This is a genomic window from Moorena sp., assembly GCF_982860115.1.
In genome coordinates, this window is sequence record NZ_CEYLVT010000070.1 from 1 (window position 1) to 25897 (window position 25897).

The 25897-nt window shown below is 44.9% G+C and carries 34 protein-coding genes; 32 read left to right on the plus strand and 2 right to left on the minus strand.

What is annotated here, in order from left to right; genetic code table 11:
* Nucleotides 1-68 precede the first annotated feature (68 nt).
* The gene (locus tag AC4II3_RS13970; protein WP_488007612.1) at nt 69-1199 is read left to right on the plus strand and encodes a tellurite resistance TerB family protein; all 1131 of its coding nucleotides are present in this window, start codon (nt 69-71) and stop codon (nt 1197-1199) included.
* Between the two features lie 35 nt (nt 1200-1234).
* On the opposite strand, the gene AC4II3_RS13975 is transcribed toward AC4II3_RS13970, so the two are convergent.
* Nucleotides 1235-2104: a pentapeptide repeat-containing protein gene (locus AC4II3_RS13975; RefSeq protein WP_488007610.1), complete on the minus strand. Its 870-nt coding sequence runs from the start codon at nt 2102-2104 to the stop codon at nt 1235-1237.
* Nucleotides 2105-2756: 652 nt separating this feature from the next.
* Between AC4II3_RS13975 and AC4II3_RS13980 the strand changes: the two genes are divergently transcribed.
* A complete protein-coding gene (locus AC4II3_RS13980) occupies nt 2757-5348 on the plus strand; it encodes a colicin uptake protein (RefSeq protein WP_488007608.1) in 2592 nt (863 codons plus the stop codon).
* Nucleotides 5349-5436: 88 nt separating this feature from the next.
* Here the strand turns inward: AC4II3_RS13980 and AC4II3_RS13985 are convergent, their stop codons facing one another.
* Nucleotides 5437-5658 (minus strand): hypothetical protein, encoded by a 222-nt coding sequence (locus AC4II3_RS13985; protein ID WP_075895729.1) that lies wholly within the window; start codon nt 5656-5658, stop codon nt 5437-5439.
* A gap of 197 nt (nt 5659-5855) precedes the next feature.
* On the opposite strand from AC4II3_RS13985, the gene AC4II3_RS13990 reads away from it, so the two are divergent.
* The 30 genes from AC4II3_RS13990 to rpsI all read left to right on the plus strand — a co-directional run bounded on the left by AC4II3_RS13990 (nt 5856) and on the right by rpsI (nt 25846).
* Nucleotides 5856-8057 carry a monovalent cation:proton antiporter family protein gene (locus AC4II3_RS13990; protein WP_488007606.1) on the plus strand — a complete coding sequence of 734 codons (2202 nt, stop codon included), beginning with the start codon at nt 5856-5858 and terminating at the stop codon, nt 8055-8057.
* A 658-nt stretch (nt 8058-8715) separates the two neighbouring features.
* A complete protein-coding gene (gene rplC / locus AC4II3_RS13995) occupies nt 8716-9351 on the plus strand; it encodes a 50S ribosomal protein L3 (RefSeq protein ID WP_293079054.1) in 636 nt (211 codons plus the stop codon).
* 147 nt (nt 9352-9498) lie between these two features.
* The gene (gene rplD / locus AC4II3_RS14000; RefSeq protein WP_488007604.1) at nt 9499-10137 is read left to right on the plus strand and encodes a 50S ribosomal protein L4; all 639 of its coding nucleotides are present in this window, start codon (nt 9499-9501) and stop codon (nt 10135-10137) included.
* The gene (locus AC4II3_RS14005; protein WP_070390686.1) at nt 10124-10426 is read left to right on the plus strand and encodes a 50S ribosomal protein L23; all 303 of its coding nucleotides are present in this window, start codon (nt 10124-10126) and stop codon (nt 10424-10426) included. Before rplD ends, AC4II3_RS14005 begins: the two co-directional genes overlap by 14 nt.
* A gap of 123 nt (nt 10427-10549) precedes the next feature.
* Entirely contained in the window at nt 10550-11413 is an 864-nt protein-coding gene (rplB, locus tag AC4II3_RS14010; protein ID WP_070390685.1) for a 50S ribosomal protein L2, read from the plus strand.
* 111 nt (nt 11414-11524) lie between these two features.
* Nucleotides 11525-11800: a 30S ribosomal protein S19 gene (rpsS, locus tag AC4II3_RS14015; protein WP_008191216.1), complete on the plus strand. Its 276-nt coding sequence runs from the start codon at nt 11525-11527 to the stop codon at nt 11798-11800.
* A 50-nt stretch (nt 11801-11850) separates the two neighbouring features.
* Nucleotides 11851-12210, plus strand: coding sequence for a 50S ribosomal protein L22 (gene rplV / locus AC4II3_RS14020; RefSeq protein WP_008191214.1), 360 nt, complete (start codon nt 11851-11853; stop codon nt 12208-12210).
* Nucleotides 12211-12286: 76 nt separating this feature from the next.
* The gene (rpsC, locus tag AC4II3_RS14025) at nt 12287-13012 is read left to right on the plus strand and encodes a 30S ribosomal protein S3 (RefSeq protein ID WP_293079045.1); all 726 of its coding nucleotides are present in this window, start codon (nt 12287-12289) and stop codon (nt 13010-13012) included.
* Nucleotides 13013-13097: 85 nt separating this feature from the next.
* Complete coding sequence (gene rplP / locus AC4II3_RS14030; RefSeq protein ID WP_075895717.1) at nt 13098-13517, plus strand: 50S ribosomal protein L16; 420 nt, start codon at nt 13098-13100, stop codon at nt 13515-13517.
* 3 nt (nt 13518-13520) lie between these two features.
* Nucleotides 13521-13805 carry a 50S ribosomal protein L29 gene (gene rpmC / locus AC4II3_RS14035; protein WP_488007600.1) on the plus strand — a complete coding sequence of 95 codons (285 nt, stop codon included), beginning with the start codon at nt 13521-13523 and terminating at the stop codon, nt 13803-13805.
* A gap of 8 nt (nt 13806-13813) precedes the next feature.
* Nucleotides 13814-14062, plus strand: coding sequence for a 30S ribosomal protein S17 (gene rpsQ, locus AC4II3_RS14040; protein WP_008191205.1), 249 nt, complete (start codon nt 13814-13816; stop codon nt 14060-14062).
* Between the two features lie 152 nt (nt 14063-14214).
* Nucleotides 14215-14583, plus strand: coding sequence for a 50S ribosomal protein L14 (rplN, locus tag AC4II3_RS14045; protein WP_008191203.1), 369 nt, complete (start codon nt 14215-14217; stop codon nt 14581-14583).
* Nucleotides 14583-14945 carry a 50S ribosomal protein L24 gene (gene rplX / locus AC4II3_RS14050; RefSeq protein WP_488007597.1) on the plus strand — a complete coding sequence of 121 codons (363 nt, stop codon included), beginning with the start codon at nt 14583-14585 and terminating at the stop codon, nt 14943-14945. Before rplN ends, rplX begins: the two co-directional genes overlap by 1 nt.
* A gap of 156 nt (nt 14946-15101) precedes the next feature.
* Complete coding sequence (gene rplE, locus AC4II3_RS14055) at nt 15102-15647, plus strand: 50S ribosomal protein L5 (protein ID WP_293079040.1); 546 nt, start codon at nt 15102-15104, stop codon at nt 15645-15647.
* 23 nt (nt 15648-15670) lie between these two features.
* On the plus strand, nt 15671-16072 hold the full coding sequence (gene rpsH / locus AC4II3_RS14060) for a 30S ribosomal protein S8 (protein ID WP_070390678.1): 402 nt from the start codon (nt 15671-15673) through the stop codon (nt 16070-16072).
* Between the two features lie 274 nt (nt 16073-16346).
* Nucleotides 16347-16886 carry a 50S ribosomal protein L6 gene (rplF, locus tag AC4II3_RS14065; RefSeq protein ID WP_070390677.1) on the plus strand — a complete coding sequence of 180 codons (540 nt, stop codon included), beginning with the start codon at nt 16347-16349 and terminating at the stop codon, nt 16884-16886.
* A 3-nt stretch (nt 16887-16889) separates the two neighbouring features.
* Nucleotides 16890-17252 carry a 50S ribosomal protein L18 gene (rplR, locus tag AC4II3_RS14070; protein WP_008191189.1) on the plus strand — a complete coding sequence of 121 codons (363 nt, stop codon included), beginning with the start codon at nt 16890-16892 and terminating at the stop codon, nt 17250-17252.
* A 114-nt stretch (nt 17253-17366) separates the two neighbouring features.
* A complete protein-coding gene (rpsE, locus tag AC4II3_RS14075; RefSeq protein WP_488007593.1) occupies nt 17367-17888 on the plus strand; it encodes a 30S ribosomal protein S5 in 522 nt (173 codons plus the stop codon).
* Nucleotides 17889-17992: 104 nt separating this feature from the next.
* Nucleotides 17993-18442 carry a 50S ribosomal protein L15 gene (gene rplO, locus AC4II3_RS14080; RefSeq protein ID WP_293056637.1) on the plus strand — a complete coding sequence of 150 codons (450 nt, stop codon included), beginning with the start codon at nt 17993-17995 and terminating at the stop codon, nt 18440-18442.
* A gap of 44 nt (nt 18443-18486) precedes the next feature.
* Nucleotides 18487-19827 (plus strand): preprotein translocase subunit SecY, encoded by a 1341-nt coding sequence (gene secY, locus AC4II3_RS14085; protein ID WP_293056651.1) that lies wholly within the window; start codon nt 18487-18489, stop codon nt 19825-19827.
* 124 nt (nt 19828-19951) lie between these two features.
* Entirely contained in the window at nt 19952-20515 is a 564-nt protein-coding gene (locus tag AC4II3_RS14090; RefSeq protein ID WP_424095537.1) for an adenylate kinase, read from the plus strand.
* 329 nt (nt 20516-20844) lie between these two features.
* Nucleotides 20845-21069 carry a translation initiation factor IF-1 gene (gene infA, locus AC4II3_RS14095; protein WP_008191178.1) on the plus strand — a complete coding sequence of 75 codons (225 nt, stop codon included), beginning with the start codon at nt 20845-20847 and terminating at the stop codon, nt 21067-21069.
* Between the two features lie 102 nt (nt 21070-21171).
* Entirely contained in the window at nt 21172-21285 is a 114-nt protein-coding gene (gene rpmJ / locus AC4II3_RS14100; RefSeq protein ID WP_075895709.1) for a 50S ribosomal protein L36, read from the plus strand.
* Nucleotides 21286-21356: 71 nt separating this feature from the next.
* On the plus strand, nt 21357-21740 hold the full coding sequence (rpsM, locus tag AC4II3_RS14105) for a 30S ribosomal protein S13 (RefSeq protein WP_488007588.1): 384 nt from the start codon (nt 21357-21359) through the stop codon (nt 21738-21740).
* A 186-nt stretch (nt 21741-21926) separates the two neighbouring features.
* Nucleotides 21927-22319 carry a 30S ribosomal protein S11 gene (gene rpsK / locus AC4II3_RS14110; protein ID WP_008191167.1) on the plus strand — a complete coding sequence of 131 codons (393 nt, stop codon included), beginning with the start codon at nt 21927-21929 and terminating at the stop codon, nt 22317-22319.
* Nucleotides 22320-22471: 152 nt separating this feature from the next.
* On the plus strand, nt 22472-23416 hold the full coding sequence (locus tag AC4II3_RS14115; protein ID WP_008191164.1) for a DNA-directed RNA polymerase subunit alpha: 945 nt from the start codon (nt 22472-22474) through the stop codon (nt 23414-23416).
* 102 nt (nt 23417-23518) lie between these two features.
* The gene (gene rplQ / locus AC4II3_RS14120; RefSeq protein ID WP_070390672.1) at nt 23519-23869 is read left to right on the plus strand and encodes a 50S ribosomal protein L17; all 351 of its coding nucleotides are present in this window, start codon (nt 23519-23521) and stop codon (nt 23867-23869) included.
* 61 nt (nt 23870-23930) lie between these two features.
* Complete coding sequence (gene truA / locus AC4II3_RS14125; protein WP_488007618.1) at nt 23931-24764, plus strand: tRNA pseudouridine(38-40) synthase TruA; 834 nt, start codon at nt 23931-23933, stop codon at nt 24762-24764.
* A gap of 213 nt (nt 24765-24977) precedes the next feature.
* On the plus strand, nt 24978-25427 hold the full coding sequence (rplM, locus tag AC4II3_RS14130) for a 50S ribosomal protein L13 (protein ID WP_008191159.1): 450 nt from the start codon (nt 24978-24980) through the stop codon (nt 25425-25427).
* A gap of 5 nt (nt 25428-25432) precedes the next feature.
* Nucleotides 25433-25846, plus strand: coding sequence for a 30S ribosomal protein S9 (gene rpsI, locus AC4II3_RS14135; RefSeq protein WP_008191157.1), 414 nt, complete (start codon nt 25433-25435; stop codon nt 25844-25846).
* Nucleotides 25847-25897: the final 51 nt, after the last annotated feature.

Sequence of the window (25897 nt, forward strand, 5' to 3'; positions counted from 1 at the left end):
CCTAAAACCTAAAACCTAAAACCTAAAACCTAAAACCTAAAACCTAAAACCTAATAGCTAACTAAAAAATGACTATTGAACTTTTGTCCCACCTAACCGGACGAAACCTCACTCAAGACAATATAACACCGCCTGTGAGGTTTTTAGCTGCCCTAGTAACCCTTGGGATGGGAGTCATGTATGCTGATGGCGTTGTACAGGACGAAGAGAAGCAGCTACTAGACAAAACCATTGAGCGATTAGTACCCCCCCAGAGGGATGTCCGTCAATTGGTGCAGCGTTTGCTTTCTGGACTAGAGAAGAATCCGGTTTATCAAAATCCTCAGCAGTGGTTAAAGCTAACTACTTCCCTGTCTGAGTCAGAGCGAATTTTGCTGCTTAACTTTTGCTATGCCATGTCAGCGGTGGATGGGACGATTGACCCCAATGAAAGCGAGTATTTACAGCTAGCCTCAAATTCCCTAGGCATTGACTCCCGCTACCCAGTGCTGATGGAAGCTTGGTTCAAGGGTGAGGAGTTTCCAGATCAGTCGGTTTGGGAGGAGTTGCAATCAAAGCTGCAACCAGAACAGTTTGAGGCTCTAGGTATCCGACTGGTAAATCAGCAAGTTGTTGAATACTTGTCTGGTCTGGTGGGAAGGCAACTCAGTGTCCTAGATATTACACCAACCATGATTTTTTTGGTAGCCTTGGTGACTATTTCTTTGGAAGTAATGTTGGCAGATGGTCAAGTGGTAGAAGAAGAAACACAGCTGCTGGCAAAAACCATTGACCGCTTAACGCCTCCCGAGGAGGATGATTTGCGTCAATTGGGGCCGTTTTTAATCGGACTTCTGCTTCGGCAAGTTAAGCGGAACCCTACTGCGTCTAATTGCCCCGAATGGTTAACCTTGACTAAGCCTTTAAGCGATGCTGAGAAGCTACTCCTGTTGTGCTTTGCTTATGATATGTCAGCGGCGGATGGGGAAATTGACCCTACTGAGCAGGACTATTTACACATAGTGGCTAAGCATCTGGGGATTGATGCTAGGTATACCGCAGTGCTGGAGGCAGGATTTAGGGATGAAGATATTCAGGATGAACAGGCTTGGGATGAGTTGCGCTCCCAGCTGCATCCGGATCAGTTTCAGTATCTGGATATGGTATTTGTAGATGCGGCTAGATATATGCTCGATTGCCTGGAAGTATGTAGCTTTTGATGGAAAACTCCTGATGGTTGAAGGTATTGATCTAGCTAACAATTATTATTTCTAATCCTGCCATTAGGCATAATAGTGTTACAGAAAATAGCATCATTTAAATCAGCCTTAGCTAATTTAGCCTTTTTAAGATTAGCATGGCTCAAATTAGCCTCACTCAAATCAGCATCATGAAAGTCAACACCTTCTAAATTGGCATAACTTAGGTTGGCGGCTCTCAAGTTACTATTATAGAGTCTTGCACCACTCAAATTAGCATGACTAAGGTTAGCGCCAGACATTTCCTCATAACCTAGGTTGATATTTTTTAAGTCCAAACCGCTTAAGTCAGCCTCTGAACAAATAAAGATTGCTCCTGCTTTTGATGGGTTAAATCCAGTGGGAAACTCAGTGTATGACGTATAGATAGCTTTGGTTAAATTTATACTATTAAGGTCAGCTTTTTTCCAGCCATCAACCCCTAGCATACGGGAATAACTGAAGTTAGCATTGCTCAGGTCAGAATCACCTAGGTAAACCTCACATAAGGTAGCATAACTGAAATTGGCATCCCTGAGCTTACTACCAGCTATATAGATTACAGATAAATCACCATAACTCAGATCAGTACCACTAAAGTCGCAGTTTTCCAAGGTTGATTCAGACGCTACTAGATGACTCAAGTTAGCCTTAGTGAAGTTGGAATTTTCGATAGTGGTTTCGTATAGGTAAGCATTCCTCAAGTTAGCATGACTTAGATCCACATCATCCCAAGTTGCTTCCTCTAAATCAGCATTACTCAAGTCCGCATAATTTAGACAAACACCCTTGAGGTTAGTACTTTTTAAGTTAGCCTTTTTCAAATTAATACCAGAAAAATCTCTTTCACCGGCTTCGTAGCGTTTTAGCAATTCATCACGATTCATGAGTATGTCCCTTATTTGTTTAATCTTAGATAGTAATCATCCTGATTATAACGTAAAATAAATTATTAGGATTTTTAGGAGTTGGGTTAATAATTAATGCTTACTAGTTGTTAGTACTTAATGCTATCAAGCCTAATATAAGGTGGCCTCATGCCTCATCGTTAATGTTCCAATAAGCAATCGCATCTCCTACCCCACGGGTTTGATGAAGTTGCTACCAACTCAATCAACTCAACGTAGTCATAACGAGTTTGGGTGGTTTTGGCAGAACAGAAAAAGAAAGGTTAGGTTAGTTTTATAGCGACTTCCTTTGCTGTCAGGTTACAAAATAGTTGATTGTTGATTAGGCTTTAGGGATAAACCATGAACTATAGCAATCCGACATAAATCGTGAGACTTTCTGATCCGAAGCTCCCTTGGTAAAACAATTATGCTCACAACTGACTTGGGATTTATATAGGCATAAGACCTGATCTAATTACCTGAACATAAATGCTGTCAACTGTGTTGAAACCCTTAACGTTGCTCAACCCATTTATGGTCTTAGTTTGCCATTACCTATGCCTTTATCCTATCAGTCAACTTTAATTGTGTCTGACGACTTACTACCTATGAATGCAACTTAGTAATCTATTTCGATTAGACCCAAACTATGACTACAACTGAGCGTAAAACAGAGAAGAAAATAGAAGTGCCTAGAACAACTAGTGAAGTGATTCGCATCAAGCCCCAACAGTTTATTCATGTGCTAGACAACAACACTGGTGTTACCCGACTGGAGGTTGGTCCTCAAACCATTACTCTTCGGGATCACGAGCGGCTGATCTTAAAACCTGAACCGATGATTATTGTGCCGCCTCGGTATTATTGTGTGGTTGCTAATCCATTACTCCGGGATGAAGACGGTCAACCCATTGCTGATCAACATGGTCAAATTCGACTGCGCTATGGTGATCTCGAAATTCGTTTCGCCCAAGATCCGTTTCCCCTTTATCCAAACGAGAAACTAGTAGGGGATGTCACCCAACTGGCAGTAGTCGAGACCAATCAAGCACTGCGTCTGAGAGCAATTCGGGATTTTACCGATACGGTTACGAGAATAGTTGATGGAGAAACCCAGACTGAAACAATTAACCGTTTAGCAGGTGATGAATGGCTGTTTGAAGGACCTGGAACTTATATTCCCCGAGTGGAGGTGGAAGTAGTTGAGACAGTGACAGCTGAGGTGATTAAACCTAACCAAGCCTTACACCTGTTAGCACGGCAGAATTGCACCGATCGTCAAAGCAATAGACGTAGAGCAGGTGAAGAATGGCTGGTTAGAGAAGAAGGAGCCTATTTACCTGGTGTGGATGAAGAAGTAATTGGCATTATTAATGCTTACATTTTGACAGAACAAAAAGCATTACATCTGAAAGCTAAACGCACCTTTACTGATATTTTTGGTCGTCAGCGTAAAGCTGGAGATGAATGGTTGGTCACCTTTGAAGATGCAGAAATTCATATTCCCGATGTTTATGAAGATGTAGTGGGAGAAGTCACGATTACTACCCTCAGCGATCACGAATGGTGTATTATGCTTGACCCGATTGATGAGTCTGGTAAACCTCAGCTGGGTATGCGAGAGATTCGCCAGGGCAGAACATCATTTTTCTTGCATCCTGGTGAGTCCTTGGAGAATGGGATTCAAAACATCTATGTTCTCAGTGAGCTCGAAGCACTGTTGCTTCGAGCCAAAGAAGCGTTTAATGAGGGCGAAGGTGAGCAGGTCATTACTCATCAACCAGGGGATTTGTGGATGATTGCTGGGCCACAAGATTATATTCCCCCTGTGGAAGTGGAAGTGGTTGAGAAGCGTCAAGCCATTCCCCTTGATAAGAATGGTGGTCCTCAGGCTTATATGCTCACTCCCTATGAGAAGCTTTGGGAAAAAGAACTGCCATCGGTAGTTGAGGAACTGTTGATGCAAAAAATAGACCCATTGTCTGGACGTGGTCAGCATTCTGTAGCTGGAGGCGATCAGTCCGAGCAAAAATCAGGAGTACGCCAACGTCTATCCCAACGGGATAAGACTAGAGCAGTTGTGTTTCATATTCCTCAAAATGCTGCTGTGCAGCTCCATGATTATAAAAACAGAACTGCCAGAACTGTATTTGGACCGGACTTGGTAATGCTCGAACCAGATGAAGCCTTTACGGTACTTTCTTTGTCAGGTAGCAAGCCCAAACGACCTAATGTCATCAAATCCTTAGCCTTATTACTCGGTCCTGATTTTATGACCGATATCTTTACCGTAGAGACAGCAGACCATACCAGATTGCAGCTACAACTGTCCTATAACTGGTACTTTGATGTGGACAGACACGATGAACAAACTGCAGCCAGACTGTTTCAAGTACCTGATTTTGTGGGAGATACTTGTAAAGCGATCGCATCCCGAGTGCGGGGTGCTGTAGCAGGGGAAAAATTTGATGAATTTCACCGCAATTCAGCCCGGATTATCCGACTGGCGGTGTTTGGCACTGATGAAGAAGGTCATATTCGAGATGAATTTCGTTTCCGAGCCAATAACCTAGTAATTACCAATATTGACATTCAGTCAGTGGAGCCAGTGGATGAAGAAACCTTAAGGAGCTTGCAAAAGTCAGTGCAGCTAGCGATTCAAATTACCACTGATGCTCAAGAAGCTGCTGCACGGCAAGATGCGGAACGGATTGAGCAAGAAGCGAAAGCCAGGTTGGAAAGGCAAGTAATTTTGGATCAAAGTGCAGCAGAAGCAGAACGGAAAAAACTTCTAGAATTACAAGCAGAAAATATAGCCATTGAGTCTACAGGTCAGGCAACAGCAGAAGCAAGAGCTAAGGCTGAAGCGGCTCAGATTCAAGGACAATTAGCAGTTAACTTGGCTCAGCAAGACGCCGAGGCGGCTCGGATTCGCAATGAAATCGAGTTAGCTCAACTCAAAGCACGTCAGGAAGCTGAATTAGCCCATCAACAAGCCTTGAATAACCTAGAGATTGCCAAAGCTGAGCGTATGGCTCACATTAAGAGTGAAGAATACCGACAGAAAGTAGAAGCAATTGGTCCTCAAACCATTCAAGCGATCGCACAAGCAGGTCCGGAAATGCAGGCAAGACTTCTAGAAGCACTTGGTATCCAGAGTGTTTTGATTACCGATGGCAAAAATCCCATCAATCTATTTGGCGCAGCTAATGGTCTGATTACTCCCCCGACTTCTAACTAAGTGCATCTGTGTTTGCTGCGCGCTGTGTCTGCTGCGCGCTGGCACGGCGAAAGCTTATACACAGATAGACCGATAACCCAACCCTATCTTATCGGTCTATCTGTGTCGAAGGTTGAGAGTTGAGGTGTTGCTCCACTCTGTTAATGACCCCTAGTAGGAGAAATAGACCAAATACTACAGCAACACCGATAGCAGTCCACTTGAAAAAAACTAACTTTGGCCGACCTTTAGCTGGATAACCACAACTTAGGCAAATTTCATCATTGGTGCTGGTTAAAGACCCACAAACGTTACACTGTTCTAAAGCCATAGTTCTTGGAAATCTCTACCGTCATAAGATAACTGAAAAAATTATCAGGTGGGTAGAGTACTTTGAGCCTTCCTTACCAACTCCTTGATCCCCAAGTTGCTTAGTTCAAGTGGCTAGGTTACAAAAAAATCAGGGCACAAGGGCAAACCCCCAGGTATGAAGCCTGTGACCAAATAACCGATTACCCATTCCTAATCATGGCCTCAGGACACAATTTAATTCTGGATCTAACCACAGTTCTAGGGGCTTCTGCTTTGGGAGGCTACCTTGCCAATCGGCTACGTCAACCTGTACTTTTAGGCTATTTAGCCAGTGGTTTATTGGTTGGTCCGTTTGGTCTTAAACTCGTAGGCGAATTAGAACAAGTCAAATCCCTAGCTGAAATTGGGATTGTTTTTTTGTTATTCACCTATGGGGTAGAATTTTCTCTAGCCCAGCTTAAACGATTTAAAGATATTGTCCTGAAAGGGAGTTTACTGCAAATTAGTCTCACTATTACCCTAGTTGCAGTTTTAGCCAATGGATTTGGTTGGGTTGATGGATTTACTCCGGGAATAATGCTCGGATTCATCATCTCCCTTTCCTCCACCTCAGTAGTTCTTAAAACCCTGATGGAGAGAGGAGAAACCAATACCCTTCATGGTCAAGTGATGCTGGCAATTTTGATTGCTCAAGACCTTAGTTTAGGTCTGATGTTAGCCGTCATCCCCGCCCTTCAGCAGCCCTCAGATATTGGCTCAGCTTTAGTTGTTGCTTTACTCAAAGCGTTGGTGTTTCTAGCTGCTGCTCTAGCCGCCGGTCGCTGGATAATTCCCCATCTCATTAAATATATTGCCCGCACTGAAAACAGTGAGTTATTTCTCATCACAGTAATTGCCCTGTGTTTAGGGATTGCTTTGATTACTGCTGGACTTGGTCTATCCGTTGAGATGGGAGCATTTGTGGCAGGATTAATGATGGCTGAAATTGATTATGCTGACCAAGCAGTTGCCAAAATAATCCCCCTTAAAGACACCTTTGTATGTCTATTTTTTGCATCCATAGGAATGCTCATTGAGCCGGAAGTGCTGCTCGAAAACTTCGGCATAATTATCGGTTTAGTGATGTTAGTGATGGGGGGTAAAGCAGCCATTATTCTACCGATTGTACTGAAATTTGGATATTCCTTTAAAACTGCTTTTATTGTTAGTTTTGGTCTCAATCAAATTGGAGAATTTTCCTTTGTATTAGCAGTGGTTGGCTTTGAGTTAGGATTTATCACTAGGGATCAGTATTTACTCCTGGTCGGAACCACAGCCATTACCCTAGTCCTGACACCCATGTGGCTGAGATGGTCTCCCCGAATAGCAGACCACCTGGTAAATCTGCCGTTTCTGAAAAACTACCTGCGTCAGTTTCAGGGCACTAAAGCTTTGTCAATTCCAGAAACGATTTGTAATCATGTGGTAGTGGCTGGCTATGGACGAGTAGGGCGAGTACTGGTCAACATCCTGCGCAATCAAGGGCATGAGGTACTAGTGATTGAAAATAGCGAAGCTGCTATTCAACGATTAAGGCATGAAAAAATTCCCTATATGTTTGGGGATGCTCACTCGGAACTGGTGTTAGAAAAAGCCCATCTAGAAAAAGCTAAAGCCCTAGCCATTGCCCTACCCGATCCTGGCAGTACCCGCTTGTTGCTCAAACGTGCCCTCAAGTTTGCCCCAGGACTGGATATTGTGGCTCGTTCTCACAAAAATAGCGAAATTGACCTACTCACCCAGTTAGGGGCGCGGGAAGTAGTGCAACCAGAATTTGAGGCAGCATTGGAAATGGGAGCCCATGTGCTAGTCGCACTGGGAGAAACCCAAGGGATGATTCAGTCGGTGATCAATCGGATTCACCAAGACCGCTATTTGAGTGTACGACCTGAACAAGCTACCTATTCAAAGCAGCAAGAGATCACTGATGTTGCTGAAGAACTCCACAGTGAGTGGGTGACTTTGAGTCAAACTTCCCGTCTAGATTGGGTAACTCTGGCAGCAGCAGATATCCGTAACGTGACTGGGGTAACAGTTTTGACAATTCAACAAGGTAATGATATTGTCCACTACCCACAAGGTAAGATGACGTTGCGTTCAGGGGATCGATTGCTAGTTGTTGGGGAACCGGAAGAATTAGCAGCGTTTAGAGACTGGTTCGAAAGTCGCAGTTTCCTTAGTGAGGGATCTAAGCATTGGGTAACTTTGGTAGAGAATTCAAGTTTGGTCGGTATGAAGCCAATTGATCTCCAGCATCAATACAATGTGATGGTTCAGGCGTTGCGTAGACAAGGAAAACTTTATAATCCGGTGGATGAAGCTGGAGTATTGCAGGTGGGGGATTGTGTGTTGTTGTCTGGGGAATGGGATGAGGAGTGAATGATCTGGTGCGCGAGACGATGCGATTAGCCCGAAGGGCGTTGGCTAGCGAACGCATACGCGCGAGCTCCGAATCCCCCGATTTCACATAAATCCATACAGCAAGCAAATTTTGGTCAAACTAATTCTCAAACTAACTAGACACCTTTAGTGAAATACTATATACTATATAATAGTGGCATTATGACAGTTGCTTCCTCAGCAACTGAATAGCTGCGTGTGCTGTGGGCTGAGAAGTAGGTTCGAGGCAAGACAATATACACAGCATATCATGTGTTTGTTTTGGCATCAGGGCTAAAGTAGGTCAAAGACAGTTAGGTTTAAACAACTCCAATCAGTTCTTGGGTCTACTTTGGGTCAATAAGTGCTTACACTTTCGTGGATCAAGGGATACTGAGTGATTAACAACTTAAGTCCCAGCGAAGTCAGGCGAGTTTAATAGCCTTTTCTGACCAGTAAACGCAATTGAACGAGAATCTAGCTCGACCCTCATGCCGAGCTAGATAAAAGTGGGCTCTCTGCTTATTTTTTGAGGAGAGGTTTATCCACTATAAATAGTAACCCGGTTGATAATGACCAGGTTTGTGGCACAAAGGGAATTCAGGTTCTTGAATATCCCTGCTGCCAGACTGCTGCAATGTCTACAAAGGAGAAACCAGTGTCTGTCGGTATCCTCGGTACCAAACTCGGTATGACCCAAGTGTTCGATGATGAAGGAAGAGCGATTCCTGTAACCGTCGTAAAAGCTGGGCCATGCACTGTGACCCAAATAAAAACCAACCAAACCGATGGCTACAATGCCATTCAAATTGGTTATGACCAAGTCAAGCCTAAGGCAATTAATAAGCCTGAAATAGGACACTTGGCTAAGTCCAGCGCCCCACCCTTACGCCACCTACGTGAGTACCGCGTGGATGATACCAGTAATTTTGAACTGGGTCAGCCAGTCAATACCGATATGTTCAGTATTGGTCAAATTGTCGATGTCAGCGGTAAAAGCATTGGTCGCGGGTTTGCGGGTTATCAGAAACGTCACAACTTCAGGCGAGGACCGATGGCTCATGGTTCCAAAAACCACCGCCTCCCAGGTTCCACTGGAGCAGGGACAACCCCTGGTCGTACCTATCCAGGTAAGAAAATGGCTGGTCGTTACGGCGGTACCAAGGTGACAATTCGCAAACTTGAGGTAGTCAAGATAGATGCAGAGCGCAATTTGCTAGTGATTAAAGGTGCAGTTCCTGGTAAACCAGGGACACTCTTGAGCATTGCACCCACTAATAAAGTCGGACGTTAGTCACAAGGAAAAAGCAATTAGCTCCCTCATCGTTAGGTGTAAGCCTGATGTATATGTAACTGTTTATTTTTAAAACTAGCACCCCCTGAGTGCTTAAAAGCTAACAGCTAATTGCTAAACGCTTGCTCGCTAAGAAGGAGAGAACAAATGGTAGATTGTTCAGTGCGAAACTGGCAAGGGGAAGAAGTAGGGCAGGCAACACTCCAGATGCGAGTTGCCAAAGAAGAAAACGCTGCCCACATTGTTCACCGGTCACTGGTTAGACAAATGGCCAATGCTCGTCAAGGCAATGCTTGTACAAAAACTCGTTCCGAAGTTAGAGGTGGAGGACGCAAACCTTGGCGACAAAAGGGAACCGGTCGTGCTCGTGCTGGTTCTAATCGTTCACCCCTATGGCGTGGTGGTGGTGTGATCTTTGGTCCGAAACCCAGAGACTATAGCCAGAAAATGAACCGCAAAGAGCGTCGCTTGGCTCTAAGAACAGCGTTTATGAGTCGAGCAGAGGATTTGATTGTGGTAGAGGAATTTGTTGAACAACTACCACGACCCAAGACCAAGGATGTGGTGGCAGCAATTGTTCGGTGGGGAATTGATCCTGAGTCAAAAGTTCTCCTAATCCTAGCTCAGCCAGAAGAAAAGGTTTATTTGTCAGTCCGTAACCTAGCAAATGTCAAGTTGATTTATGCCACCAACTTGAATATCTATGATATCCTTGACGCTGATAAAATCGTGACAACTAACACAGCTCTTGCCAAAATTCAGGAGGTTTACAATGACGGAGTATAACCCCCGTGACCTTGCTGATTTGGTGATTCGCCCAATTGTGACTGAGAAGGCGACCCTACTGATGGAGCAGAACAAGTATGTCTTTGATGTGATTATCAAAGCGACAAAGCCACAAATTAGAGCCGCGATTGAAAGTCTTTTTGAAGTAAAAGTGGTGGCAGTAAATACCCTACGTCCGCCACGGAAAAAGCGTCGAGTGGGAAAATTTGTAGGTTACAAGACCCAGTACAAACGGGCGATTGTTACCCTAGCTCCAGGAGATTCGATTACTCTATTCCCAGACGTATAAAACTTGCTAATTGCTAATTGCTAATTCTTAATTTGGTTAATTGCCAATTGGTAGATTGTCAATTGTTAAGACAAACTAGTCAAGACAAACTAGTCAAGACAAACTAAGTAAAAAATACTTGTTATGGGCATCCGTAGCTATCGACCATACACCCCAGGCACTCGTCAGGGTACTGTCTCAGACTTCGCTGAGATTACTCGGACTGAGCCAGAAAAATCCCTAACCAAGTCTAAGCATCGTAAAAAAGGTCGCAATAATCGCGGTGTCATTACCTGTCGCCATCGCGGTGGCGGACATAAGCGTCTATACAGGGTAATTGACTTCCGCCGGGATAAGCACAATATTCCGGCAAAAGTGGCAGCAATTGAGTATGACCCCAATCGCAATGCTAGGATTGCGCTGCTCTACTATCAAGATGGTGAAAAGCGATATATCCTGCATCCTGTGGGTTTGGAAGTGGGGTCCTCCATTATATCTGGGCCTGACTCTCCCATCGAAATAGGCAATGCCTTGCCCCTAAAGGATATTCCCTTAGGCACCAACGTGCATAACGTTGAACTGATCCCAGGGCGAGGAGCACAGATTGTTCGTGCTGCCGGAGCAACTGCTCAAGTGCAAGCAAAAGAAGGTGACTATGTCACCCTAAAGCTGCCGTCTAGTGAAGTCAGGATGTTGCGTAAAGAATGCTACGCCACTATTGGACAGGTCGGTAATGTTGAAGCGAGAAACTTGAGTTTAGGTAAAGCTGGTCGCAATCGACATAGAGGCCGTCGTCCCCAAGTACGGGGCAGTGTAATGAACCCGGTAGATCACCCCCATGGCGGTGGTGAGGGTAGAGCTCCTATTGGTAGAAGTGGTCCAGTGACCCCCTGGGGTAAACCAGCCTTGGGAGCCAAAACTCGTAAGGTCAAAAAGCAAAGTAGTTCTTTAATTGTCCGGCGTAGGCGGAAATCCTCTAAGCGAGGGCGCGGTGGTCGCGATTCTTAAGGAGTTGAACGTTAAAGTTAGCAGGTTAAAGGTTGTAACTAGCAGTTACTAACTACCAACTAGCAACTATTAACTACCAACTAAAAACTAAAAACTAACGAGCGTTGAATTATGGGTCGTTCATTAAAAAAAGGTCCTTTTATAGCCGATAGTCTTCTGACTAAGATTGAAACCTTGAATGCTAAAGGCGAAAAACAGGTGATTAAAACCTGGTCAAGAGCCTCGACCATTGTGCCGCAGATGGTTGGTCACACCATTGCTGTTCATAACGGGCGGACACATGTACCAGTTTTTATCAATGAGCAGATGGTAGGTCATAAGCTGGGCGAATTTGCCCCGACTCGAACATTTCGGGGACATGTTAAGGATGGTAAGGCCCGTCGTTAAAGTGATTAGTTCAGTAGTTAGTAGCTATAAAGAAAGCAAATGATGGAACGATGGCGATAGACACTACAGCAGAAACTAAAGCGATCGCACGCTACATTCGGATGTCTCCAAGTAAAGTGAGGCGAGTACTTGACCAAATTCGGGGGCGTTCCTATCGGGAAGCTCTGATCATTCTGGAATTCATGCCCTACCGGGCTTGTCAACCAGTCTTGAAAGTACTACGCTCCGCTGTTGCCAATGCTGAACACAATGCAGGGATTGACCCAGCTAGCTTATACATCACTAAAGCTTTTGCGGATATGGGACCAAGCTTGAAGCGGTATCGACCAAGAGCTCAAGGTCGTGCTTATCAGATTCGCAAGCCAACCTGTCATATCACGGTGGCTGTTTCTCCAGAAGTAGATGATTAGTTAGTGAGTTGATTGAGCATTACCAAGGGTGAACACTAATAGCGCTATGGCTCGATAATAGGGAAAGAAAAGAACAGTGGGACAGAAAATACATCCAATTGGTTTTCGGCTAGGTATCACGCAAGAGCATCGCTCTCGCTGGTTTGCCGACTCAAAGCGTTATCCGCTTCTGTTGCAGGAAGATTACCAAATCAGACAATATGTTGACAAAAACCTCAATAATGCTGGAATTTCCGACATCCGGATTGAGCGCAAAGCTGACCAGATTGATTTAGAAATTCATACAGCTAGACCTGGGGTAGTTGTTGGTCGTGGTGGCAGTGGTATTGAGTCTTTGCGTGTCGGTCTGCAAAAAGCCCTGGGCAACAATCGTCAGATTCGCATCAATGTCGTGGAAGTATCACGGGTGGATGCAGATGCTACCCTAATTGCCGAGTACATTGCCCAACAGCTAGAGCGCCGAGTTTCCTTCAGACGAGTGGTTCGTCAAGCAATTCAGCGGGCTCAGCGGGCTGATGTCCAAGGCATTAAAGTTCAGGTAGGTGGTCGGTTAAATGGAGCTGAAATTGCCCGAACCGAGTGGACTCGTGAAGGACGAGTGCCCCTCCATACCCTCCGGGCAAATATTGATTATTCCTACAAAACGGCCCAAACCATTTATGGAATTTTGGGGATTAAAGTTTGGGTGTTCAAAGGGGAAGTGATTCCTGGTCAAGAAGAAAAGCCTACCCCTAACACAGCTCAACCTCGTCGCCGTCAGCCAAAACGCCGCCAGCAGTTTGAAGACCGCTCAAATGACTAGTCATGACTCACTAGTATTTTGAAAATTGCTTGCTTGTTAATTGTCAGTTTTCAATTTTCGATTTTCAATTAACAAAGAACAAATTATGTTAAGTCCAAAAAGAACAAAATATCGCAAACAGCACCGGGGACGAATGAAGGGTATGGCCACTCGTGGCAGTACCATTAACTTTGGTGATTATGCCCTGCAAGCCACAGAACCAGCTTGGATTACCTCCCGCCAAATCGAAGCAGGTCGTCGGGCAATGACGCGCTACGTTCGTCGTGGTGGCAAAATCTGGATTAGAATTTTCCCAGATAAACCAGTCACCATGCGTCCAGCAGAAACTCGTATGGGTTCCGGAAAAGGTTCCCCAGAGTTTTGGGTAGCAGTAGTTAAACCCGGTCGGATTATCTATGAAATCGCTGGGGTAAGCGAAGAGGTTGCTCGGGAAGCCATGCGTCTGGCGGCTAACAAATTTCCCATTAAATTGAAGTTCATTTCTCGTGAAGGGGAAAAGGTATAAGCTATGGCTCTGCCCAAGATAGAAGATGCTAGAAGCCTGAGCGATGCCGAACTAGAGCAGGAAATCTTAGCAGCTAAGCGTCAGTTGTTTGACTTGCGCCTGCAAAAGGCAACCAAACGCTTAGAAAAACCTCACCAGTTTAAGCATCTTAAGCACCGAATCGCTCAGCTAATGACAGTAGAACGAGAACGCCAACTCGCTAAACAGAAAGAATCAACAGATACCTCACAAAGTGATACCGCACAATCAGAACAAAGTGATACCCCACAATCAGAATCAGAAGCATAAGGAATAGTATGGCAGCAAAAGAGAGAGTTGGCCTAGTGGTCAGCGACAAAATGAACAAAACTGTGGTGGTGGCTATTGAAAATAGGTCTCCCCACCCAAAGTACGGCAAAATTGTTGTGCGTACCAAGCGATACAAAGCTCATGATGAGGAAAATAAATGTAAAGAAGGCGATCGCGTTCGGATTAGAGAAACACGACCACTGAGTCGTACCAAACGCTGGATGGTCGCTGAAATCGTCAGTAGTTCCTCAAAATAGCGAGTTAACCCTAGTCGATGTGGGTTCTCCACGACCTACAAATGTGCGTGAGCTCTCGGAATAAAATCCTTTCGGAATTGGAAACAAACCCAAGGTTTAACTCATAACTCGTTTAACTCATAACTGATTACTCTATTAAAGGAGGAACACTGATGATTCAACAAGAGAGCTACCTAAACGTTGCTGACAACAGTGGAGCCAGAAAAATAATGTGCATCCGCGTTATTGGTGCAGGAAATCGGCGCTACGGTGGTGTGGGTGATGTAATTATTGGTGTGGTCAAGGATGCCATTCCAAATATGGGGGTCAAAAAGTCAGATGTAGTTAGGGCTGTGATTGTGCGCACCCGCAAGGGGCTACGTCGGGAAAGCGGTATGAGTATTCGCTTTGATGACAACGCAGCAGTAATCATAAACCCAGATGGCAATCCCAGAGGTACCCGGGTTTTTGGCCCTGTAGCACGGGAACTGCGAGAGAAAAACTTCACAAAAATTATATCCCTTGCTCCGGAGGTACTCTGATGGTAGGTACAAGCAAGAAGGCAAAAACTGATACCCCATTACGCTACAAAATGCACGTTAAAAAGGGCGACACGGTACAAGTGATTGCCGGTCGAGATAAAGGCAAAATTGGAGAAATTTTGCGGACGCTACCCAAAATTAGCAAGGTAGTAGTCAAAGGAGTTAACGTCAAAACTAAGCATGTCAAGCCTCAACAAGAAGGTGAGAAAGGTCAAATTGCTACGTTTGAATCTCCAATCCATAGCTCCAACGTCATGCTTTACTCGAATAAAGAAAAAATTGCTAGCCGCATCTGCTATACCTTTACCGACGATGGTCGTAAGGTGCGGATGCTCAAAAAAACTGGTGAGATTATTGACTAATTAGTCCCTAGTGCTTAATCCTTAGTCCTCAGTAATCAAAAAAGTAACAAAAAAATTACTCTTGGCAGTTACTAATGGCTAATAGTCAATGACCAATGACTAATAACTAATGACAATTGCCCTGACCAAGCCCAGGGAACTCAAAGGAAAAAAACTATGACAAAAGGGTTAAAAATCCTATACCAGGAAACAATAGTCCCCAAATTAAAAGAGCAATTCGGTTACAAAAACATTCATCAAGTACCGAAATTAGTCAAAGTTAGTCTTAACCGAGGATTAGGAGAGGCATCTCAAAATGCCAAGGCTCTGGAATCGTCGGTAAGCGAAATTGCCATCATCACCGGTCAAAAACCGGTGGTCACACGAGCAAAACAAGCGATCGCGGGTTTTAAAATCCGTGCCGGGATGCCTGTTGGTGTCACGGTTACCCTCCGTTCAGAGCGTATGTACTCCTTTCTAGAGCGGCTAATTAACTTAGCCCTGCCAAGAATTCGGGACTTTCGGGGTCTTAGCCCTAGAAGCTTTGACGGTCGTGGTAACTACACTCTTGGGGTGCGAGAGCAACTCATTTTTCCAGAAGTAGACTACGACAGTATCGATCAGATTCGTGGTATGGATATTACCATAGTCACCACTGCCAAAACTGACGAAGAAGGTCGCGCCTTACTCAAAGAGATGGGAATGCCTTTCCGGGATAAATAAGCCTGTAATCATAGGAAGGAACAATGCCGGCAAACGACACAATTGCAGATATGCTGACCCGCATTAGAAATGCCTGCTTGGTTCGGCATCAAACAACAAATGTACAATCAACTAAAATGACCCGGGCGATTGCCCAAGTACTCAAAGAAGAAGGCTTTATTACTGATTTTGAGGAAGCAGGCGAAGGGGTCAAAAAATACTTAGTTGTTTCCCTAAAATACAAGGGCAACAATCGCAAACCAATTATCAGATCCCTGAAGCGAGTGAGTAAACCGGGATTGCGAGTTTACTCCAACCGTAAAGAACTGCCAAGAGTCTTGGGAGGAATTGGGATTGCTATTATCTCTACTTCTAATGGCATCATGACCGACCGGGAAGCAAGGCGTCGGGGAATTGGTGGTGAAGTTCTGTGTTACGTATGGTAAAGGATGAAGGATGAAGGATGAAGGATCTACTAAGAGCTGTCAGCTGACTCGCTACTTAAAAATCTTGGCTTGCCAGCTATCAGCTGAAAGCCCCTGTAGATTAGAGCAGTAGATTAGAGCATCAGTTCGAGCAATAATCAGCTCAGTATATGCCAAACGGTCCGATAACAACCTAGGATTGATCGGATTAGCTGATTAACCAATTCATGACATAGTTCATACTTCATACTTCATACTTTATATTTCATACTTCTTTAGTTAGGAGGATAATTTTATGTCACGTATTGGCAAGCGCCCTATACCAATTCCCAGTAAAGTTACTGTAACAATAGACGGTCAACAGGTGAAGGTCAAAGGTTCCAAAGGTGAACTGGATTGGGTTTTGCCAGATACAATTAAAGCTGAGCAAGTTGGTGAAACTGTAGAGGTTTCCCGGCGCGAAGAAACCCGAACCGCCCGTGAAAGTCATGGTTTGTCTCGCACTCTCGTGGCCAACATGATTGAGGGAGTCTCCAAAGGCTTTGAAAAACGTTTGGACATTCAGGGAGTCGGTTATCGAGCTCAAGTGAAAGGTCGAAATCTAATTTTAAACGTTGGTTACAGCCAGCCAGTGGAGATCGTTCCTCCTGAGGGGATTGAAGTCAAAGTTGAAAACAACACCAACGTCATTGTGAGTGGCATCAACAAAGAAGTTGTAGGCAACACAGCTGCAAAAATTCGTGCAGTTCGACCCCCAGAAGTCTATAAAGGTAAAGGCATTCGATATGCCGGTGAAATAGTCAGACGTAAAGCTGGTAAAGCAGGTAAGAAGTAAACTATGAAACTTACTCGAAAAGAATCTATACGACACAGACATAGGCGGGTACGCCGGAAAGTCAGTGGTACTGCTGAACGCCCAAGATTAGCTGTATTTCGCTCTAATGAGCACATTTATGTGCAAGTTATCGATGACAATCAGCAACATACCATAGTGGCAGCTTCAACGTTAGAACCAGCTCTAAGATCTGAACTCAAATCTGGAGCCACCTGTGAAGCCTCAGCTAAAGTGGGTCAGTTGGTTGCCCAACGAGCACTAGAAAAAGGTCTCAAGAAAGTGGTCTTTGACCGTGGGGGCTACCTATATCATGGTCGTGTCAAAGCTTTAGCAGAAGCTGCTCGTGAAGCAGGACTAGATTTTTAGTAAATACTGGTTGAAAATTGAAAACTTAAAATTTCAATCAACAGTTAAAAATTAGCAACAATAAATTAGCTAATCTTTGAGTAATTACTATCATGATTTAATCTATAGCGAACTATGGCAAATCGTAGAAAAAGCAACCGCTCTAAAGAAAAAGACAGTAATTGGCAAGAGCGGGTTATCCAAATCCGCCGCGTTAGTAAGGTGGTCAAAGGGGGCAAAAAATTGAGCTTCCGCGCCATCGTAGTTGTAGGTAATGAAAAAGGTCAGGTGGGGGTTGGTGTAGGCAAAGCCAGTGATGTAATTGGTGCTGTCCGTAAAGGAGTTGCTGATGCCAAAAAGCAACTCATTGATGTACCCTTAACCAAAACTAATTCCATTCCTCACCCATCTGGAGGTAGGGCTGTGGGAGCCAAAGTGATCATGCGACCTGCTGCTCCCGGAACTGGTGTGATTGCTGGTGGTGCTGTGCGCACAGTACTTGAGTTAGCTGGAGTTAAAAATGTCTTAGCTAAACAGCTTGGTTCCAATAACCCCCTCAATAATGCTAGAGCCGCAATCAACTCTCTTGATTCCCTGCGCACATTTTCAGAGGTTGCTCAAGAACGGGACATTCCCCTTGAACAAATCTATGCATAAATTAAAAACCAAGTAGCTAGAAATAAAAGTAATCGGCTAAAGATTGACGGCTGACGGTAAACCGTCAATCTTCAAAAAAAAATTTTTATCCTTAACAAAAAACGATGAGAATCAATGATGCAGTCCCCAAACAAGGCTCCAAAAAGCGCCGACGCCGTGTAGGTCGTGGCATTGCTGCTGGTCAAGGGGCTAGCTGCGGTTTTGGAATGCGTGGTCAAAAATCCCGTTCAGGTCGAGGGACAAGACCTGGTTTTGAAGGGGGTCAGATGCCCTTATATCGCCGTATCCCCAAGTTAAAACACTTTACGGTCATTAACCCCAAACATTACACTACAATCAACGTAGGTAAGTTGGCATCACTTCCCGCCAATACTGAGGTAACTTTGGAATCCTTGTTGGAGACAGGTTTAGTCACCACCAATGATGGTCCATTGAAACTACTCGGTGATGGCGAGCTGAATGTGCCACTCACTATAAAAGCTGCTGCCTTTACAAGTGGTGCCCGCCAAAAAATCGAGGCGGCTGGTGGCAGCTGGGAAGTTATAGCTAAGTAACCCCTTTAGCCCTTATGCTCCTGTATCTTCAAGAGGTACCTTAAATGACTGTCAGTCGAGACAAAGCCCCAACTGCTCAAGAGACGTTTATGCAAATGGCTCAAGCGGCTGGCCTTAGAGGTCGGCTGCTTGTCACCGTTGGTTTGTTAATTTTAGCCCGCTTGGGTGTCTTTCTTCCTGTACCAGGAATTGATCGAGCCAGATTTTCAGCAGAACTCCAGAATAGCCCGTTTGTCGGTCTTTTGGACTTTTTCTCTGGTGGTGGTTTTTCCGCCCTAGGGATTTTTGCCTTGGGAATTTTGCCTTATATTAATGCTTCGATTATCCTACAACTTCTAACGGCAGCAATTCCTTCTTTAGAAAATTTGCAGAAAAATGAAGGTGAAGCAGGGCGTCGAAAAATCGGTCAGATTACCCGTTATGTTGCCCTAGGCTGGTCTGTGATTCAAAGTATTGGCTTATCCTTGTGGGCACAGCGCTTTGCTGTTGAACCAGGCGCATTCTTTGTGTTTGAAACTGTACTTGCCCTCACGGCTGGCTCTATGTTTGTGATGTGGCTATCAGAGTTAATTACAGAACGAGGTATTGGCAACGGAGCTTCACTATTGATTTTTGTCAATATTGTTGCTGTTTTGCCCCGCACCTTGGGTCAAACCATTGAACTGGCTCAGACCGGTGGTCGAGAAACAGTGGGTAAGGTAATTGTGCTGCTGTTAGTTTTCCTAGTCATGATTGTCGGTATTGTATTTGTGCAAGAAGGAAGCCGACGAATTCCGATTATTACGGCCAGACGTCAAGTTGGTAAGCGCCTTTACCGGGAGCGGAAAAATTATTTGCCCCTAAGGCTAAACCAAGGTGGCGTGATGCCAATTATCTTTGCCTCAGCCGTCTTAATCCTACCCACATCTCTAGCTGGGATAACTAGTGGCGATAATAGCAATGGATTGTTAGGCTCAATCAATCAAGTCCTAATCCAGATTGCCAATTATCTCAACCCCAATGGTCAAACTCCTTGGGTCTATGTTGCTGTCTATTTAGTCTTGATTTTGTTCTTTAGCTACTTCTACGCCTCCCTGATTATAAACCCAGTAGATATGTCCCAGAATTTGAAGAAAATGGGGGCGAGTATCCCTGGTATTCGACCAGGAAGGGCTACGAGTGAATATATAGAGAGAGTTTTGAACCGACTGACCTTATTAGGAGCAATTTTCCTAGGACTGGTAGCTGTAGTACCAACTGCAGTCGAAAGCGCCACTGGTGTAACCACATTTAGGGGATTAGGTGCCACATCGTTGCTGATTTTGGTCGGGGTTGCCATCGATACAGCTAAGCAAATTCAAACCTACGTGATTTCCCAGCGTTACGAAGGTATGGTCAAGCAGTAAAGCGATTGGGCAATGGGCGCAGCAGCTTTTTTAGGTGGATGAGCCTCAAATTTTCGGGTCAGTTGGTTGTTGTTCATTGCCTAGGACAAAAACCAACTGACACATTACCCATGACACATGACACATGAAGAGATTAATCTTTTTAGGACCTCCAGGAGCAGGTAAAGGAACTCAAGCCAAAATTGTGGCTGAACAACTAGGGATTCCTCACATTTCCACCGGGGAAATTTTGCGGGGAGCTGTAAGTGCTCAAACCCTCCTGGGTCAAAAAGCTCAGTCCTATATGGATAAAGGAGAATTGGTGCCTGACGAGTTGCTCATAGATCTAATCCGCGATCGCCTAAATCAACCCGATGCTCAAAAAGGTTGGATTTTAGACGGTTTTCCCCGTAACGTCAGCCAAGCCCATTTCTTGAATGACCTGTTGCAGGAGCTTGACCAAACTTTTGATGGTGCCATCAACCTGGAAGTTCCAGATCAGGTTTTGATCGACAGACTATTGGAAAGGGGTCGTAAGGAGGGACGTACAGATGATAATGAGGAAACTATCCGCACACGTCTTGAGGTCTATAACCTTCAAACAGCTCCTTTGGTGAAGTTTTACCAAGAACACTCCGCTTTAAAATCTATTAATGGTGATCTCTCCTTAGAGGAAGTCACCGAGTCGATTAAACAGGTTCTAGGCTAATGCTTTTAGGCTAAGCCGGTTCAGCAGAAAGTCGGAAACCCCCCTGCCTAGGCCATGGAAGCTATCATCTGACCTTCTTGTAGCTAATACCTAATACCATTAGCCTAATACTTAGACTAATAATGGTTCTTATAATGGTTCGACCGGTGTAACCTATGCCTCGAGCTAGCCCATGGGAAAAATGCTTCCCTGACCCCGCTACTCCAAATTTGGTGGTAAATTCCTTTAGTTGGTATAATTTGGGATTTGATAAAATATGTTAAGACTCCCTGAATTAAATAATCTAAATTTAGAACATAGGGGCATATTTGTATTGAGGTTAAAACACTTTGGCTAAACAAGACTTAATTGAAATGGAAGGCACGGTGACTGAATCCCTGCCGAATGCCATGTTCCGGGTTGACTTGGACAATGGCTTTAATGTCCTAGCTCATATTTCCGGTAAAATCCGTCGGAATTACATCAAAATTCTGCCTGGAGACCGGGTCAAAGTTGAACTAACCCCCTACGATTTAACCAAAGGCAGGATTACCTACCGCCTGCGTAAAAAGTAAAACTAGCAGCGACTTCTGTTTTATTAAAAATAAGTTAAATTTGACAAGTCAACAAAAAAAAAGATATAATAACCAACTGCATTATGTCCAGAAAAAAAAGACATGAAAGTTAGACCATCTGTCCGAAAAATGTGTGAGAAGTGCCGCGTAATTAAACGCCACGGTCGAGTTATGGTAATTTGCCCCAATCCCAAGCACAAACAGCGTCAGGGATAAATCTCAAATCCATACACTTAATCCATACATTTAATTTGTAGCACAAAACTTCAGTCAAGGGAGAAGCAAGCGTGGCTCGCATTGCCAGTGTAGACCTACCTCGCGATAAACGTGTAGAAATAGGTCTGACCTACATTTATGGAATCGGTCTGTCGCGGTCTAAAGACATTTTAGCAGCAACAGGAGTTAACCCAGATACAAGGGTTAAGGATTTGACCGATGCTGATGTGGCTGCCCTCAGAGCAGCTGTCGAAAAAAATTATCAGGTGGAAGGGGATTTAAGGCGCTGGCAGTCAATGAACATCAAGCGCCTAGTAGATATTGGTACCTATCGCGGACGTCGTCATCGCATGGGACTCCCCGTGAGAGGACAGCGAACCCGCACTAATGCCCGTACCCGTCGCGGTAGACGAGTGACTATCGCTGGAAAGAAAAAAGCACCGGCTAAGAAGTAATAGCTCTAGTCAGCCCAACTATCCACCCCAGGTTTTTGGTCATTGGTCATTCGTCAAAAGTAACTGTCAGGAGACCTTCTGTTAGTCACTTTGGACAAAAGACTTTCGACAAAAGACTTTCGACAAAATTGTTCAGGTTACTCAACCCCAAGATAATTAATCACCTATAGAGTAAAGTCAAGTGACATGGCGCGACCAACTAAAAAAGGTGGTACAAAAAAGCAGAAACGCAATGTACCAAATGGAATAGCATACATCCAGTCTACGTTCAATAATACTATCGTCACCATTTCTGACACCAAAGGGGATGTAGTCTCTTGGGCTTCAGCTGGCTCTAGTGGATTTAAGGGGGCAAAAAAAGGAACTCCCTTTGCTGCTCAGACCGCTGCTGACAGTGCTGCCCGACGAGCCATAGACCAAGGTATGCGTCAGGTGGAAGTGATGGTGAGTGGACCAGGAGCAGGTCGAGAAACCGCTATTCGGGCCCTGCAAGGAGCCGGACTGGAAATCACCCTAATCAGGGATGTAACTCCAATTCCTCATAACGGCTGCCGTCCACCCAAACGGCGTCGAGTATAAGAGTATATTTTTTGCAACCGTTAGGTTGAAAGGAAAGTAGCTTGAAAGGAGGAGGTCCAATACGAACTTCTTACCCTTTTGACCCTTTGGCTTACTATCCCTTCAACCTGTATTCGGTTAAAGGGGTCTTATGAATAGAGGGAGGTCACTCTGTGGCGCAGTTTCAGATTGAGTGTGTAGAATCCAAAACACTGAAGAACCAAAGTCAGTATAGCAGATTTGTCCTAGAGCCTCTCGAACGTGGTCAAGGCACAACGGTTGGCAACGCCCTCAGACGAGTTTTGCTGTCCAACCTAGAAGGGGCAGCAGTGACCGCTGTCCGGATTGCTGGGGTAAACAATGAGTTTGCCACAATTGAGGGAGTCAGAGAGGATGTCCTGGAAATTATGCTGAATATGAAGGAAGTTGTCCTCAAAAGCTACACCTCTCAACCTCAGATAGGTCGAGTGATGATTACTGGGCCATCCACTGTGAGAGCTGCTCAGTTTGATTTGCCCTCGGAGGTGGAAATTATTGCTCCAGGTCAGTATGTTGCTACCTTAGCAGAAGGGGCTAAGCTGGAAATGGAGTTCCGCATCGAAAAAGGTACAGGATATCGCTCTGTGGAACGGGGGCATGATGAATCAACAGCGGTAGATTTCCTCCAGATTGACTCTGTGTTCATGCCGGTGACTAAAGTAAATTACAGCGTTGAGAATACTCGCATTGATGGTGCTCTGGAAAAGGACCGCTTAACCTTAGAGGTCTGGACCAATGGTAGTATAACTCCCCAAGAAGCTCTATCTCAAGCGGCTGGTACCCTCGTGGATCTGTTCAATCCTCTCAAGGATATTAATCTCGAATCTATTAAAGATGATTATGGTGATGATGACGATCCGACCAGCCAAATCCCGATCGAAGAATTACAACTCTCGGTTCGGGCTTACAACTGCCTGAAACGAGCACAGATAAATTCTGTATCCGATTTGCTCGATTATAGTCAGGAAGACCTCCTAGAAATCAAAAACTTTGGTCAAAAGTCGGCTGAAGAAGTAATTGAAGCTCTGCAACGACGTCTAGGAATTACACTGCCCCACGAAAAATCCGCTAAGACTTAACCACAACAATTAAACTTAAGGGACTGGAGAATTAGCAACTAGCTAGTCTAAACCCTAGGAATAAAGGCAAATTTTGTTCAAAAAAAAGGAGGAAGCTAAAAAATGCGTCACGGGCGTCGTGTGCCAAAACTGGGCAAGCCAGCAGATCAACGTCGGGCTCTGATGAGATCCCTGACCACTGAATTACTGCGTCATGGTCGAATCACTACCACTAAAGCTCGGGCAAAAGCCATTCGTTCGGAGGTGGAGCGAATCATTACCCTGGCCAAGGATGGCTCCTTGGCATCCCGACGTAGGGCAATTGCCTATCTGTACGACAAAAAGTTAGTTCACTCCCTCTTTGCTGGAGTGAAGGACCGATATGGCGATCGCAACGGTGGATATACCCGAATTCTGCGCACGGTGCGGCGTCGTGGTGATAATGCTGAAATATCTATTATTGAACTAGTCTGAGGCAATTAGCTATTAAAGCAATTAACCATTAAAAATGTCAATTGTTAATCGTTAATCCATGATGTCTGCCAACGATGCTAAAGCTATCCAGCGCATTGCCCTGGTTATTCAATACCTGGGTAATAACTTTTATGGCTGGCAGCGACAACCAAAGCATCGCAGTGTTCAGTCGGAAATCGAAACAGTTCTGTCCACCGTGCAACAGCGAGCCATAACCCTATATGGTGCTGGTCGTACTGATACAGGGGTTCACGCTGCTGCCCAAGTCGCTCATTTTAATGCCACAGGTCCCATACCAGCCCATCGCTGGGCAGCGATACTCAATAGTAGACTGCCAGAGGATATCTTAGTGCGAGCATCAGCATTAGTATCACCAGACTGGCATGCTCGGTTTAGTGCCATCTGGCGTCGTTATCGATACACAATCTATACCGACGCCTGCCCTAACTTGTTTGTGCAACCCTTTTGTTGGCACTATTATCAAGCTCCCCTTGATGAATCCCTGATCCAGGCAGCCTTAAAACCATTGCTGGGTAAGCATCACTTGGCAGCCTTTCACCGAAGCAACTCGGGGCGATCGCATTCCTGGGTAAATGTGCAAGCAGCTGAATGTTACCGCAATGGACCATTTATTCATATAGAAATTCAAGCTAACGGATTTCTATATGGTATGGTCCGTCTGTTGGTAGGAATGCTAGTACAAGTGGGAATAGGGAAGCTAACCCCAGAACAGTTTACTGACATCTGGGTTAACCAACAGCGGGACAAGGTGAAACACGCTTCCCCAGCAAAAGGCTTGTGCTTGCTAAGGGTTGGCTACCCAGAATGCCCCTTTCCCCGAGAAATATGGTATGATGCGCAACCCAAATTTATATTACCTCAATTGACGGGTTGAAGACTACACGTAACAAGGTTGAAGAGGGGGTGAAGGTGACAGGTAAAAAGCCTGAAGGCTACCTCTATAGATAAGTAACATTCAATTTTTACTGTCAACCTACTAACCGACAAGGGCTCCTTGGGCTAGAACAACCTGTGAAGCGTGGGCCAAAAGGCCAAGCTAAGCGAACAACCTTTCAACCCAACCGTAAACCTGATATTGATTGAACCGATGGAAAAAACCCACATACCAACTAAAGACTCAATCGAAAAAAAGTGGTACGTTGTAGACGCCACCAACCAGCGTCTAGGACGACTAGCCAGTGAAATAGCCATCATTCTGCGGGGGAAGAACAAACCTACTTACACTCCCCACATGGATACTGGTGACTTCGTGATTGTTGTCAATGCCGAAAAAGTTATGGTAACTGGCAGAAAACGGGACCAAAAACTATACCGCCGCCATTCCGGTCGTCCTGGCGGTATGAAGACAGAAACCTTTGCCGAATTGCAAGCACGTATACCCGAAAGAATTATCGAGAAAGCTGTCAAGGGTATGCTACCTAAAAACTCTCTGGGTCGCCAACTTTTCAAGAAGCTGAAAGTTTACACTGGTCAGACCCATCCCCATGAAGCACAACAACCCCAAGAACTAACAATTAAAACAATTCCAGGAGGCTAAAACCAATGCAAGCAGAAGAACAAGCAGGTCGCGCTGTTTACTGGGGAACTGGTCGTCGTAAGTCATCAGTTGCTAGAGTGCGTTTGGTTCCCGGTAGCGGTCAGTTGATTGTTAATAAACGTCCAGGGGACGCTTACTTTAACTTTAACCCCATGTACCTAGCCAGCCTGAAAGCACCTTTGGAAACCTTAGGTTTGGAAAATGAATACGATATCCTAGTCAATGCCCACGGTGGTGGCTTAACGGGACAATCTGATGCTGTGCGTCTAGGGGTGGCTAGAGCCTTGTGCGAACTAGACCCAGAAAACCGCCAACCTCTTAAAATAGAAGGCTACTTGACTCGTGACCCACGGTCAAAAGAGCGCAAGAAATATGGCTTGAAAAAAGCTCGGAAAGCCCCCCAATACTCGAAGCGATAAATTATCAGCTGGCTAATTTAAAATTCAACATGGTAATTAAAAATTTGTAAG